We start from the raw sequence: 13,260 nt of genomic DNA on the forward strand, positions 1-13,260 counted from the left end.
TTAGCGCAACGAAGGGCGCATTTTCTTGTAGCACCGGTATGCGGGCGACGCCCACAAACGCAACATGCTGGAAATATGCCAGCGCAAATGATTCAATTTTCTGTGGCTGGCACGGTTGCCCGCATGCACCACCGTGCAGTCCGCCTTCTGCAAGCGATAGCCGGCCAGCTGGATCCGCAGGCACAGGTCCACGTCTTCGCAATACATGTGGTAGGACTCGTCAAAGCCGCCCACAGACTCCCACACCGACCGCGGCAGCACCATGCAGGCCGCATTGACCCAGTCTACGCGTGCATCGGGCCGGCGTAGAACCCAGCGCCGCCACAACGCGGCGGGCGTGGGAAGCGCCCTTTCGCTGTCTTGCACCCTGCCCCGCACATCCACTTGCCGGGGATAGGCACAGCCCACACCGGGCTGACAAGCGACTGCAAGCAACTGCCCAAACGGATTGCCGCTGTCAAAAAGTTCGACATCTGGGTTAAGGGCACAGACAAAATCCTCAGTAGTCCCCATCAACGCTTTATTGTGATTTCTTCCAAATCCCTGCGGCGACGGATTGCGCACCACCTGCAAATTGAATGGCCAGCCCTCACTCGGCGGGATAGGGGCCTCCTCCGGAGTATTCAACGTCAAAACCACCCGGGTCAATACTGAAAGCTGTAAATCCATCAGTTGCATAAGCAATGCCTGAACCTGAGCAGCATGTCCATGACTCACAATCGAAATCACCAGCGCACGCCCTATCACAATCATCTCTAATGACATTAAATAAGCTGCGCAGCATCAAACCGGGTGGACCAAGAATTTTCCAGCCTAAAGGCAGCGACATCCACGGCTTTAAAATCCACACTCAGAGCAGCATCTGCTAGCGCAACCACGTCATCCAAAGACTGGCTAATAAAAACCCCGTGATTCACAGAGTGAAAACTCATCTCGCCAAAATTTGTAGAAATTACCGGCAATCCAAGCGCCTTATATTCGTAATATTTAATGGGATCTACAGAATTTGTCAGCATATTTCTAATAAAAGGAATAAGCCCCACATCAAATTCCTTCATCGCCAACAATGCAGCATCATGCGAACAGGGCGGTAACAACACAACATTGGGCGGAAGATCCTTGTTCGGAGAACTGAAAACAGGGCCAATCAGCCGTATCTCATCGTCCAGCCTTGCACCGGCCAATGCACATACCCAATCCCAATCAAACCATGAAGCAATGGTACCTACGTAACCAAAAATTTTTTTCGTGGATCTGATGGTTTTCTGGGACAAAGCCGGAATCACGGTCGGATCCAATGCATTACGCACCAAGGCCACATCGCTCCGATGTTGCGACCAACGCGACTGGAGTGCAGAGCTTGAAACCCAGATTCTATCTACGGAACCCACTAGGCTACGCTCTCGCCGCGCCATCGAAAAACGAGAAAATCCAGAATAAAAAGCAGGAAACTCATCCATCGCATCGTACAAAGATGGACACCCCTTGAAACGCTCAAGCAACTTGATCGCCAAAATCGACGGCTTACCAATTACCAAAAGAATCTGTGCATCCCGAACAAAACCATCGATTTCTTGAAATAACCGTCGCCATAGTTTTTCATTGATCCAGCCAGATCCAGGCAATGGTTCAATTGGAAGAGCGCCAGGCTTTAAAATTGTGATCCACGCCGGAGTGCTGTTAAGTTGCGGCAAACCAGGCGATGAGCGCAAGCGCCCAAGATCTGCCCACTGCGGTAAACGAGTAGGGTAAGGGTCAACCCAGATAACCGGCTCGCCAGTACGTTCGTGATACCACTGAACGAATTTATGTGGCCGTTGGGCAAAGCTTGCCCATGGCACCGGCGAGAGATAAATCAAGCGCATCAGGCAAAGTGCTCGCGTAGCGTTTTCACAATCCGCTCTGCGGCATGACCATCGCCATAAGGTGACACACCACGCGCCATAGCCTTATAGGCCAATTCATCATCGAGCAGGCGTTGGGCCTCCTGCACGATCGCATCGTAATTGGGACCAACGAGCTTCACGACACCTTGCTCAACCGCCTCGGGGCGCTCGGTTTCATCGCGCAGCACCAGCACGGGTTTACCGAGGGCTGGGGCCTCCTCTTGCACGCCGCCTGAATCAGTCAGAATGATGTAAGCGCGCTTCATGGCCGCGATGAACGGTGCATAGTCCAGCGGCTCACATAGTGTGAAATTGTGCAGCCCAGCCAGGAACTCATACGCTACATCCTTGACATTGGGATTTGGATGCACCGGATAGAGAAACTGTACAGAGGGGTTATTCAGAGCGAGGGTACGTAGCGCACGACAAATGTTGCGGAACGGTTCGCCAAAATTTTCTCTGCGGTGGGACGTTACCAAGACCAATCGCTTGGCAGGATCCAACGGGACCGGAAGCTCCAGATCCTTGGCTGCCGTCATCAACAACGCGTCGATGACGGTATTCCCAGTCACGATAATCTCAGCATTAGGAACGCCCTCCTTAAGCAAATTCTGTCTTGAGCCCTCAGTGGGCGCAAAGTGCCAGCGTGCAAGCTTTCCTGCGATAACTCGATTGGCCTCCTCTGGAAACGGGCTCTGCATATCCCAAGTACGCAAGCCGGCCTCTACGTGTCCAATAGGAATGCGGTGATAAAAGCAGGCCAAAGCCACTGTCATGACAGTGGTTGTATCGCCCTGAACCAATACCGCATCAGGCTTCTCTACCTGCAAGACGTCATCGAGATCGAGCAGCAAACGGGCAGTCAGCGTGGACAACGCCTGATTAGGCCGCATGATATCAAGATCGATGTCAGGCACGATGTCAAAAAAATTTAACACCTGATCAAGCATATGGCGATGCTGCGCAGTTGCGAGCACCCTGACCTGCACCCACGGCTCTTTCTTCAGCGCCAGAATTACAGGGGCCATCTTGATTGCCTCTGGCCGTGTACCTACTACAATCAGAATTCTCATAACCTTATACCCTCAATAGCTCGGCGTGTGGCATTTAAATAAGCGTACCCGTATTTTTTGTCTGGCTCAAGGTAGGCGCCCTCGCCCCATTCGTTCCAAGCATTGATAAAAATATAATGATCTTCAAGATCTTCTCGACTTCTAGCCTCAACTAGAATATCTGCAAGCCAGCGCTCATACAATTCTGGCGAGGCCCCTTCAAATATCATGCCCTTATTGTCACGTCTTGCGGAGTTATCCCACATTGGCATTGCTGCACGATGGAGTTTTGGATAATTATATAAAAAATATTTTTTTTGCTCGACGATATCACGATAGTCCATCACAATACCGCCAAAGTCCTGCATATAGCTAATCTGTGAGCTAATATCAACACAATGCCTGAAGATCGTCCCCGGGTGAAACTCACTCTGCGCATCAAACCCCAATTCAAGCAAATTGGCATCCCACGTATGTTCTTTTACACCAATAAGATAAATATCGCCAATCCCCGCTTTAACGCAATGCTCACGCCATGCTGCTATTGTACTAGCGCATTCTGGAATGAACGATGGGCGATAAATTGTTAGAACAGGCTTACCATTCATCCTTATATATCTTGCATCGCGCATATAAGGCACAACGCTATCGATGAACGCCGTATAACTCTCCACAGTTTCACTTTGCTTCATCAGGATTTCCCCGCAAGACCCATCGAACCTGCGAGTCCATGACTCATTCGCCCAACAAAGCGAGAATGGAAAATCAATAGATTTAGCCTCTAGAAACATGTCGAGCGGCTTGTCCAGCAAACGCTTACCATCGAACCAGTAATAATAAAAACAGAATCCATAGATGCCGTACATTTGCGCCAGCTCAACTTGGCGACGCATATTGTCCAGGATTCGCAAATCATAATACCCAAGCTCACCAGGCAACCGTGGCTGGTAATGTCCGGCATATTGCGGCATGGCGCGAGAAACGTTGTTCCATTCAGTTACTCCCTTGCCCCACCACATGTCATTCTCTTCAGTCGGATGGAACTGCGGAAGGTAATAAGCCAGAATCTTTGCATCACCTTCCTTCCGCTGGTACGAGCTTGAGCTGATCCCAACATACTCATTACCCGCTTTTCTTGGTATTGCAAGAACGTGATTTACATACTCTTGCAGAATTCTCTCCCGACCGACAGATTCCAAATCGGCGCCACTCTCCGACTCAGTCAATTTTTTTTTCATCCCACGCGAAAACCTACGAGCGAACCCAACCAGTGACTCCTTTGTTTCCTCAGGCAGTGGCAACCTCCAATAGATTCGGCGCAGCAGTTGATATAAATTTCGATTCACTATTTTCATTATTTGCAATTTAAAATGGCAAAATTAATAAAACCGCACTCAGCTTTTTACTGCTCGGATCCCGGCAAGCTGGTATACAGAAGTTGCTTTTTCAGCCCACGAATTCTTTTCCGCGTCATTTGCGAGAGCTGCCATATAGGCAGAATCGCCTCCAGCTACCGCCGCGGTAGCGAGATTTTTCAAGAAGTCATCATGCGTATCCGATATTAGACATGACTTATATTTCACACACTCAGGCAAATGAGTTGTGACAACTGGCTTTGAAGCTGCCATGTACTCGAACAGTTTTACCGGCGATACTGATTCCGTAAGTTCATTACGTTTAAATGGCAAGATGCCAATATCATAAAATATCGCATACTCGTTCAATACAAAATACGATTTGCTACCAAGGAAATGGACATTTGAAATATCCAATATTCCGCTTAGCTCAAGCGAATCATCATGCGCATATCCAATAAGCACCAACTCGAATCTACCATCAATCGCAATCTTTTTAAGCAACTCATAATCAATCCATTTTGCCAGGGCGCCATGATAGCCAACTATAATCCGTCCTGATGCCAACGCAGGCTCCATGTCCGCGGGAGGATGTGGAACTATTTTTCGCCAGTGAGGCAAATCTACGCCATTCGTGGAAAGAATGCATTGGTTTGTGCGGTATCGATTTACCTCTGCAAACAACCTATCTGATGTCGCGACCACAAAAACAGCTTCATTCCTCAGCAACCATTTGTGCCTCTCTATGACAAAAGCAGGAATGGCGCCCGTAATCTCCTCGCTGATTTCGTCAATGTACTCGTACACGATGGTGATGCCATCTTGAATAAAATGCTCAAGATCACTGATTTTTGTTGCAAGGTCAATCGACTGCAAGCGCAACATTTTCGGTTGTCGAACTTCCGAAAGAGCGTCGAATACACATTGCACAACCCTGTCGTCGAGCGCATCAAATACGATTACATTGCCTTCTACCCGATTAAAGACAAATAGATCTTTGTCAACTTGTAGATGTCCGCCGTAAAGAGCAAGCCCTCCTAACTGCGCGGCCTGCAATGACATGTGCTGAAACCGCTGAAATAGTGGAGTACTCCAACCCATGGGGACGTGGAAAAGGTCAATGAAGTCCGCATGCCCGATGATGATCTTCCGTAGTTCCCTTAATCGCCGCTCATAGGTTTTCCGCCTAAGTTGCTTCTCCATCCAGACAGATCCGAGTCTGTGGGATGCACGCATCGCAAGAGGAAGTGAACGCAACAAGCCGTGTCGTTGGACTCCATTTTTGTAGCGAGTAGTCAGATAGGAAATTCGCTTGCGCCAGAGCGGGTAGTCTTTATGCGCAGGAGCAGCGCCTGGTTCCATGGAGGTTCTCTGCGGCGTGTACTGCTTTCTCAGAGCTTTTCCAATTACTCTCAGTGGACTAGTAATTTTCCATGAGTGACTCCCTTTCAGGGCTGTGATCTGCTGGTTATATTGTTCCAGCCATTTATCCCGATCAACCACCGCTTGGTTGAGGCTGGCGATCTGCCCGTCGCGTTCGACCAATGCCTGGTTGAGGCTGGCGATTTGCCCGTCACGCTCAGTCACGGCCTGGTTGAGGTTAGCGATCTGCCCGTCACGCTCGGCCACCGCTTGGTTGAGGCTGGCGATCTGCCCGTCACGCTCGGCCACCGCTTGGTTGAGGCTGGCGATCTGCCCGTCACGTTCGGCCACTGCCTGGTTGAGGCTGGCGATCTGTCCGTCACGTTCGGCCACTGCCTGGTTGAGGCTGGCGATCTGTCCGTCGCGTTCGGCCACTGCCTGGTTGAGGCTGACGATCTGTCCGTCGCGCTCGGCCACTGCCTGGTTGAGGCTGGCGATCTGTCCGTCGCGTTCGGCCACTGCCTGGTTGAGGCTGACGATCTGTCCGTCGCGTTCGGCCACTGCCTGGTTGAGGCTGGCGATTTCTGCTGCGGAACCGCTTTGTTCGATACAAAAATCCTGTAGGGTCAATCCGAGACTGTCAAGCCAACTTGTTTCCGCATAGACCAAGACAATCTGATCGCCGTCCCAAAAAGTTTTGTGAAGCTGGCGGCAGTCTACCACCCTAGACCAAACCAACCTGAATCCACCACCAATTACTGTTGGAATGTTGTCAGGCAAAAATGTAAAAAAATGCTCGTGATGTCGATCAATCTCCCGATAAGGCAATGCAAGCACTAGCGCCTTCGTCGCCCGGCGGCAAAGGGTTTTCAGGACAGCATACGGTCTGTGAAAATGTTCTAGCGTATTGGATGAAAATACGACATCGAAGACTGGCAGCTCATCCTGTTGCGCCTCCAACCAATTCTGATTTAGAAAACGTATTGCTGGATAGCGTTGAGCAGCCTGTTCAACCGCTATAGCAGAAAAGTCGACACCGGTAATCCGATCAGAGTCGACATAGCTAGCCCATACATCTGTACCATCGCCTTGTGCACATCCCCAGTCGCAGAGCGTCATAGGTTCGCGCTGCAACTGGTCAATCAACCAGCGCGGCAAGTTCTCGATAGCGAGTCGTGCAAAGAACCTTGACTGTGCCGGGCCTTGACATGGCTCCCAGTTTTCCGCAAAACGGGCGTTCCAATATGAATTGGAATTGATGGTGTCTTTTGCCTTCATTTATCAGACCAGAATTTGTTGCGCTATCGGGGGTTGAAAAATACCAAATAATCGTTCATTGGCAAGCACTGCAAAATAGTGGGATCCTTCAACATATTCGTAGTAGTGTATATCGCGGTACTGGCGATTTTCGACGGCAGCAACCAGCAGATACTTGCCTGTCACGAGAGGGTTGGCAAACTGAAAGGAAACGCTGAAACGTTCCTTGTCAGGCAAGCGTCTGCATTCAAAATCGTGCGTTGTGGAAACGATCAGGTCTGTTCCCTTCAGATCCTTGATTGAGAACGCAATGCTGAGATGTTCCCTGGAGATATCTTTAGGAATATGGACTTTAATGAGGATTTTGAGCACCTCTCCCCATTCAAAGACATCCTTTTGAACACCCTGGGCATCACAAACGGCGGCAGACAGGATCAAGCCTTTGTGGGAACCCCAATGCGTAACAGGTTGTGCATCAAGCACAGGCGAAGCATCTTCTGAATATATTGCCGACTCGGACGATGATTCCGTAGCACACGAAACCGATATTGCCTGTTCACACTTCAGAACGGCATCTTCCGGCAATTGTGGTAATTGGCTGGAAGCTATAGGATCATCATATAACGCGTCTTGTGTGTTTTTTTCATCCTTGAACAGGTACGCCATGAAACGCCCTGTCACCGGAAACACGTCGCCCTGTTCGACTAAACAGCCCATGTCCAGCCAGATGGCACGCTCGCAGAGCGTCCGAACTGACCCTATGTCGTGACTAACAAACAGAATTGATGCACCGCGTTCCTGGATATCCTTGATGCGCCGCATACACTTGGCGACAAAACGTGCGTCACCTACGGCTAACGCTTCATCGACAATCAAAATTTCTGGGTCAACATTGATTGCGATAGAAAATGCCAGCCGGGAATACATGCCGCTTGAATATGTCTTGACGGGTTGTTCGATAAACTCGCCGATGTCCGCAAAGGCTGCGATCTCATCAAACCGGGCATCAATCTCGTCATTGGTCAATCCAAGAACCGAGGCATTCATGTACACATTTTCACGCCCGGTGAATTCTGGATTGAAGCCCGAGCCGAGTTCCAACAGCGCCGCAATGCGCCCATGGGTGGCGACGCTGCCGGTGGTCGGGCTGAGCGTGCCGCAGATCATCTGCAGCAGCGTCGATTTGCCGCTACCGTTGCGGCCAATGATGCCAACGGTTTCGCCTTTCTTGACATCGAACGAAATATCTTTCAGCGCCCAGAATTCGCGGTAGTACTGCTTGGGTGTCAAGCCAACTACACGCTGGAGGCGAGGCAGCAAAAATTGCTTGAGCCGGTCACGCGGTTGGTCGTAAATCTGATAACACTTGCTAAGGTTCTCAACCTTGATAGCGATTTCAGAGGACATCGGCAAACCCCTTTCTTGTCTTCTGGAACCACGCGAACCCAAGCCAGGCGATGCCCATAGTCACTATCCAGTAAATTCCCAACATGAAAAAATCCGGCGTCTTGCCCCAGAACAGCACGTCGCGCGTTTGCTCGACTACGGCGGTTAACGGGTTGAGATAGAGGATGTAGCGGTAGTCTTCAGGAAACGCGCTGGCGGGGTAGAAGATGGGGCTGAGGAACATCAGGGCCGTTGTCAGTAGCCCGATGAACTGCGACACGTCGCGCAGAAACACCCCAAACGATGCCAGGGCCCAACTCAGGCCCATGATGAACAGGCAGAACGGCAGCAGCACCAGCGGCAGATAGAGCACGGTGAGGTGCGGAATGCCGAAGAAGATGGCGTAGGCAATCAGCCAGACCCCGAGGCTGATGAGGGTGTGAAACAGCGCCGACAGCAAGCCAACGAAGGGAAGAATCTCCAGCGGGAAGACGACTTTTTTGACGTAGTTGGGGTTGGAGAGAATCAAACCGGGTGCCCGATTGATGCACTCTGCAAACAGGTTGAAGACGAGCAGGCCGGCGAAGAGCACCAACGCAAACTCTGTTTTCGAGCCGCTGCCGCCACCCCAGCGCGCCTGGAAGATGACGCTGAAGAAGAAGGTATACACCGCGAGCATGAAGAGCGGATTGAAGAAAGACCAAAGCAAGCCAAGGAAAGAGCCGCGATAGCGCCCCAGCACTTCGCGCTTGGCAGAGGCCTTGATAAGTTCGCGGTTGCGCCAGAGGCTGGCGAACATCTCAATGGGGGAAGCGGAAAAATGACGCATCAAGCAAAAACCTCCGCGTCAACAAATGCTTTCCCTTGGGCGTCTTTTGCCGAGAGGATGGGCTGGATGCCGGCGGGCCAATGAATCGCGAGTGTCTCGTCATTCCAGAGAATGCAGCGCTCATGGGCGGGTGCGTAGTAGTCCGTGGTTTTGTAGAGGAACTCGGCGGTATAGCTCAGCACCACAAAACCGTGGGCAAAGCCTTCGGGGATCCAGAGCTGGCGCTTATTCTCTGCGGAGAGGATCTCGCCCACCCACTGACCGAACGTTTTGCTGCGTTTTCTGAGGTCGACCGCAACATCGAAGACTTCGCCCTGAACTACGCGCACGAGCTTGCCTTGCGGTTGCTGGATCTGATAGTGCAGGCCGCGCAGCACGTTTTTGGCGCTGCGGCTGTGATTGTCCTGCACGAACTGCACGGATTTGCCGATGGCTTGTTCAAATTGCGCTTGGTTGAAGCTCTCGAAAAAGAAACCGCGTTCGTCTCCGAACACTTTGGGTTCGATGAGGATGACATCGGGGATGGTAAGTGGGGTGGCCTTCATCAGAATACGTTTTCCTTGAGGATTCTGAGCAGATACTGGCCGTAGCCGTTTTTGGTCAGCGGTTGGGCCAGGACCTGGAGTTGTTCGGCGGCGATCCAGCCTTGGCGATAGGCGATTTCTTCCGGACAGGCCACTTTGAGGCCCTGGCGGTTTTCCAAGGTGGCAATGAACTGGCTGGCATCGAGCAGGGATTCGTGGGTGCCGGTATCCAGCCAGGCGTAGCCCCTGCCCATGATCTCTACATTGAGTCGGCCCTGTTCGAGATACAGGCGATTGAGGTCGGTGATTTCCAGTTCGCCCCGCGGCGAGGGTTTGAGGGCCTTGGCCAGTTCAACCACCTGCTTGTCGTAGAAGTAGAGCCCGGTGACGGCGTAGCTGGATTTGGGTTGCCTGGGCTTTTCTTCTAGCGACAAGACCTTGCCTTGTGCATCGAACTCGGCCACGCCGTAGCGCTCGGGGTCGTGCACGTGGTAGGCGAACACGCTGGCGCCGTCGGTGCGGGCCATGGCGTTGGCCAGCAGGTGGTGAAAGTCGTGGCCGTAGAAGATGTTGTCGCCCAGTACCAGCGCGGAGGGTTGGTTGCCGATGAAGGCGTCGCCGATCAGGAAGGCCTGGGCCAGGCCATCTGGGCTGGGCTGAACGGCGTATTGCAGGTTCAGGCCCCACTGGCTGCCGTCACCCAGCAGTTGCTCAAAGCGTGGCGTGTCTTGCGGGGTGCTGATGATGAGGATGTCGCGGATGCCCGCCAGCATGAGGGTGCTGAGCGGGTAGTAGATCATGGGCTTGTCGTACACCGGCAGCAGTTGCTTGCTGATGGCAAGCGTTGCCGGGTGCAGGCGGGTGCCGGAGCCGCCGGCCAGGATGATGCCCTTGCGCGTGGGTGTCGTCATTGCAATGGGGGTATTCGGTCAGAGGATTTCGGTGAGCATGCGCGCCACGCCCTGCTGCCAAGGCGGCAGCACCAGGCCGAAGGTGGTTTGCAGCCGGGTGGTGTCCAAGCGCGAGTTGTGCGGGCGCCGCGCCGGCGTAGGAAAGGCGCTGGTGGGCACGGGCGCCACCTCGGTTGCTTTCAATTCAATAGCTGGTTGCGCTTGCCTGGCATGCTCCAGAACGTATTTCGCATAGGAGTGCCAGTTCGTCTCGCCGCTCGCCACGCAGTGGTACAGGCCGCCGTCCCCGGGGCGGCTTTGCAGATGGCGGACGGCATGTGCCGTCACGTCGGCCAGCAGGTCAGCCCCCGTGGGCGCACCCCACTGGTCGTCGATGACGGTGAGGCGCTCGCGCTCGCTGCCTAAGCGGAGCATGGTCTTGGCAAAGTTGCCGCCGCGTGCGGCATAGACCCAGCTGGTGCGCAGGATGAGGTGGTGGCACCCTGTCTGCTGGATGTGCTGTTCGCCCTCCAGCTTGGTGGCGCCGTAGACCGACAGCGGGGCCGGCGCATCGGTTTCCACCCAAGGCCGCGTGCCGCTGCCGTCGAACACGTAGTCGGTGCTGTAGTGAACCAGCCAGGCACCCAGGCGCGCCGCTTCTTCTGCCAACACGCCGGGCGTGGTGGCATTCAGCAGGCGAGCACGCTCGGGTTCGCTCTCGGCCTTGTCCACGGCAGTGTGGGCGGCGGCGTTGACGATGACGTCAGGCCGCAGGGCGCGCACGGTCTCGCGCACGCCCTCGGGGTTGGCAAAGTCGCCGCAGTACTCCGTGCTGTCGTGGTCCAGCGCGGTGACCCGGCCCATCACGGCCAGGCTGCGCTGCAGTTCCCAGCCCACCTGGCCGCTCTTGCCCAGCAAGAGGATGTTCATGCCGCAGCGCCTTCGTATTGCTTTTGCACCCACTCGCGGTAGGCACCGCTTTGCACCTGGGCCACCCATTCGGGGTGGTCCAGGTACCACTGCACGGTCTTGCGGATGCCGGTCTCAAAGGTTTCCGCGGGCTTCCAGCCCAGTTCGCGCTCGAGCTTGCGCGCGTCGATGGCGTAGCGCCGGTCGTGGCCAGGGCGGTCGGTCACGTAGGTGATCTGCGTCGTGTAGCTCTGGCCGTCGCTGCGCGGGCGCAACTCGTCCAGCAGGGCGCACACGGTGTTGACGATGTCGATGTTGGGCTTTTCGTTCCAGCCGCCTACGTTGTAGGTCTCGCCCAGCCGGCCCGCCTGCAGCACGCGCCGGATGGCGCTGCAATGGTCCTTGACGTACAGCCAGTCCCGGATCTGCATGCCGTCGCCATACACGGGCAGGCTCTTGCCTGCCAGGGCGTTGACGATCATCAGCGGGATGAGCTTTTCCGGAAAGTGCAGCGGGCCGTAGTTGTTGCTGCAGTTGGTGGTGAGTACCGGCAGGCCGTAGGTGTGGTGCCAGGCGCGCACCAGGTGGTCACTGGCCGCCTTGCTGGCGCTGTACGGGCTGTTGGGCTCGTAGTTGTGCTCTTCGGTGAAGGCCGCAGCAGCCGGCGCCAGACTGCCATAGACCTCGTCGGTGCTCACGTGCAGGAAGCGGAATGCTTCTTTTTGTGTAGCTGGCAGCGCTTGCCAGTAGTGCCTTACGGCCTCCAAAAGCCTGAAGGTGCCGACGACGTTGGTCTGGATGAAGTCCTCGGGGCCGTGGATGGAGCGGTCTACGTGGGATTCGGCGGCGAAGTTGATCACGGCGCGTGGCTGGTGCTCGGCCAGCAGACGGTCCAGCAGCGTGCGGTCACCGATGTCGCCCTGCACGAACACGTGGCGGGCATCGCCCTGCAGGCTGTCCAGGTTGTGCAGGTTGCCCGCGTAGGTAAGCTTGTCCAGGTTCACCACCGGCTCGTCACCGACAGCCAGCCAGTCGAGCACAAAGTTGGCGCCAATGAAGCCTGCGCCGCCTGTTACCAGAATCATGGGGTGAAAATCCTTCGCAGTTCTGCCTGCAGCGTGCCTGCGGGCCAAAACCTTGGATTATCCCATCGGCATACACCCGCATGTAACAAACTCCCATGGCGCGATTTAGGGCGCTGCACCTACATGCGCACGCTGGAGGCCCACCACAATCACCACTCCGGCCAATGCACAAGGAGTCTCCTATGCCCCACGTTCCTCCCGACGACGACACCGACCCCGCGCGCGAATTCCCACGCATGGCCCGGGAGTCCGCACAGCAAATCTGGCTGGCTGGCCTGGGCGCCTTTGCCAAGGCCCAGGCCGAGGGCGGCAAGGTCTTTGAGGCCCTGGTGCGCGAGGGCATGGCACTGCAGCGCAAAACCCAGGACACCGCCCAGGAGCATTGGGGCGAGGCCGCGCAGCGCATGGGGCAGATGGCCTCGGGACTGGGCGAGCGCGCCGCCGGCCAGTGGGACCGGCTGGAGGGCATCTTCGAGGAGCGCGTATCCAAAGCTCTGCAGCGCCTCGGCGTACCCACCGCGCAGGAAGTGCAGGCCCTGCACGAGCGCATCAACGCCCTCACGCAGGAATTGCAAGCGTTGCAGGAGCGCCAAGCCGACCGCGACGGCGTGACAACCGCGCCGCCGCCGTCGCGCCCATCCACCCACGAGGGTTGAACGACCCTCCGCATCAACCCGGCTGTGCACCCGCGGGCGACTGGAGTAGATTTCCGGAGCACGACAACG

12 protein-coding genes are annotated in these 13,260 nt (G+C 54.8%); 1 reads left to right on the plus strand and 11 read right to left on the minus strand.

Going from position 1 to position 13,260, the window contains the following annotated elements; genetic code table 11:
* The 11 genes from MRB47_RS17630 to rfbB form a co-directional block, all read right to left on the minus strand.
* Window positions 1-678, minus strand: a complete 678-nt coding sequence (locus tag MRB47_RS17630) for a glycosyltransferase (protein WP_252101338.1) — start codon at window positions 676-678, stop codon at window positions 1-3.
* Between the two features lie 86 nt (window positions 679-764).
* Window positions 765-1,865, minus strand: coding sequence for a glycosyl transferase (locus MRB47_RS17635; RefSeq protein WP_252101339.1), 1,101 nt, complete (start codon window positions 1,863-1,865; stop codon window positions 765-767).
* Window positions 1,865-2,959 carry a non-hydrolyzing UDP-N-acetylglucosamine 2-epimerase gene (wecB, locus tag MRB47_RS17640; RefSeq protein WP_252101340.1) on the minus strand — a complete coding sequence of 365 codons (1,095 nt, stop codon included), beginning with the start codon at window positions 2,957-2,959 and terminating at the stop codon, window positions 1,865-1,867. The genes MRB47_RS17635 and wecB overlap by 1 nt, the downstream gene beginning before the upstream one ends.
* Complete coding sequence (locus MRB47_RS17645) at window positions 2,956-4,293, minus strand: glycoside hydrolase family 99-like domain-containing protein (protein WP_252101341.1); 1,338 nt, start codon at window positions 4,291-4,293, stop codon at window positions 2,956-2,958. The genes wecB and MRB47_RS17645 overlap by 4 nt, the downstream gene beginning before the upstream one ends.
* A gap of 39 nt (window positions 4,294-4,332) precedes the next feature.
* Window positions 4,333-6,933, minus strand: a complete 2,601-nt coding sequence (locus MRB47_RS17650; RefSeq protein ID WP_252101342.1) for a methyltransferase — start codon at window positions 6,931-6,933, stop codon at window positions 4,333-4,335.
* A gap of 3 nt (window positions 6,934-6,936) precedes the next feature.
* Complete coding sequence (locus MRB47_RS17655) at window positions 6,937-8,319, minus strand: ABC transporter ATP-binding protein (RefSeq protein ID WP_252101343.1); 1,383 nt, start codon at window positions 8,317-8,319, stop codon at window positions 6,937-6,939.
* Window positions 8,309-9,127, minus strand: a complete 819-nt coding sequence (locus MRB47_RS17660; protein WP_252102650.1) for an ABC transporter permease — start codon at window positions 9,125-9,127, stop codon at window positions 8,309-8,311. The genes MRB47_RS17655 and MRB47_RS17660 overlap by 11 nt, the downstream gene beginning before the upstream one ends.
* Window positions 9,127-9,672, minus strand: coding sequence for a dTDP-4-dehydrorhamnose 3,5-epimerase (gene rfbC / locus MRB47_RS17665; RefSeq protein ID WP_252101344.1), 546 nt, complete (start codon window positions 9,670-9,672; stop codon window positions 9,127-9,129). The genes MRB47_RS17660 and rfbC overlap by 1 nt, the downstream gene beginning before the upstream one ends.
* Window positions 9,672-10,562 carry a glucose-1-phosphate thymidylyltransferase RfbA gene (gene rfbA, locus MRB47_RS17670; protein ID WP_252101345.1) on the minus strand — a complete coding sequence of 297 codons (891 nt, stop codon included), beginning with the start codon at window positions 10,560-10,562 and terminating at the stop codon, window positions 9,672-9,674. The genes rfbC and rfbA overlap by 1 nt, the downstream gene beginning before the upstream one ends.
* Before the next feature lie 18 nt (window positions 10,563-10,580).
* Window positions 10,581-11,471 carry a dTDP-4-dehydrorhamnose reductase gene (gene rfbD / locus MRB47_RS17675; protein ID WP_252101346.1) on the minus strand — a complete coding sequence of 297 codons (891 nt, stop codon included), beginning with the start codon at window positions 11,469-11,471 and terminating at the stop codon, window positions 10,581-10,583.
* Entirely contained in the window at window positions 11,468-12,535 is a 1,068-nt protein-coding gene (rfbB, locus tag MRB47_RS17680; protein WP_252101347.1) for a dTDP-glucose 4,6-dehydratase, read from the minus strand. Before rfbB ends, rfbD begins: the two co-directional genes overlap by 4 nt.
* A gap of 182 nt (window positions 12,536-12,717) precedes the next feature.
* On the opposite strand from rfbB, the gene MRB47_RS17685 reads away from it, so the two are divergent.
* On the plus strand, window positions 12,718-13,191 hold the full coding sequence (locus MRB47_RS17685; protein ID WP_252101348.1) for a phasin family protein: 474 nt from the start codon (window positions 12,718-12,720) through the stop codon (window positions 13,189-13,191).
* Window positions 13,192-13,260 lie beyond the last annotated feature (69 nt).

Origin of the sequence: Diaphorobacter sp. LI3, from assembly GCF_022807955.1 — a bacterium.
GTDB classification, from domain to species: domain Bacteria; phylum Pseudomonadota; class Gammaproteobacteria; order Burkholderiales; family Burkholderiaceae_C; genus Diaphorobacter; species Diaphorobacter nitroreducens.

Coding starts and splice junctions, on each gene's coding strand:
- MRB47_RS17630 (WP_252101338.1), bottom strand. CDS start 678: ATGCAACTGATGGATTTACAGCTTTCAGTATTGACCCGGGTGGTTTTG.
- MRB47_RS17635 (WP_252101339.1), bottom strand. CDS start 1,865: ATGCGCTTGATTTATCTCTCGCCGGTGCCATGGGCAAGCTTTGCCCAA.
- wecB (WP_252101340.1), bottom strand. CDS start 2,959: ATGAGAATTCTGATTGTAGTAGGTACACGGCCAGAGGCAATCAAGATG.
- MRB47_RS17645 (WP_252101341.1), bottom strand. CDS start 4,293: ATGAAAATAGTGAATCGAAATTTATATCAACTGCTGCGCCGAATCTAT.
- MRB47_RS17650 (WP_252101342.1), bottom strand. CDS start 6,933: ATGAAGGCAAAAGACACCATCAATTCCAATTCATATTGGAACGCCCGT.
- MRB47_RS17655 (WP_252101343.1), bottom strand. CDS start 8,319: ATGTCCTCTGAAATCGCTATCAAGGTTGAGAACCTTAGCAAGTGTTAT.
- MRB47_RS17660 (WP_252102650.1), bottom strand. CDS start 9,127: ATGCGTCATTTTTCCGCTTCCCCCATTGAGATGTTCGCCAGCCTCTGG.
- rfbC (WP_252101344.1), bottom strand. CDS start 9,672: ATGAAGGCCACCCCACTTACCATCCCCGATGTCATCCTCATCGAACCC.
- rfbA (WP_252101345.1), bottom strand. CDS start 10,562: ATGACGACACCCACGCGCAAGGGCATCATCCTGGCCGGCGGCTCCGGC.
- rfbD (WP_252101346.1), bottom strand. CDS start 11,471: ATGAACATCCTCTTGCTGGGCAAGAGCGGCCAGGTGGGCTGGGAACTG.
- rfbB (WP_252101347.1), bottom strand. CDS start 12,535: ATGATTCTGGTAACAGGCGGCGCAGGCTTCATTGGCGCCAACTTTGTG.
- MRB47_RS17685 (WP_252101348.1), top strand. CDS start 12,718: ATGCCCCACGTTCCTCCCGACGACGACACCGACCCCGCGCGCGAATTC.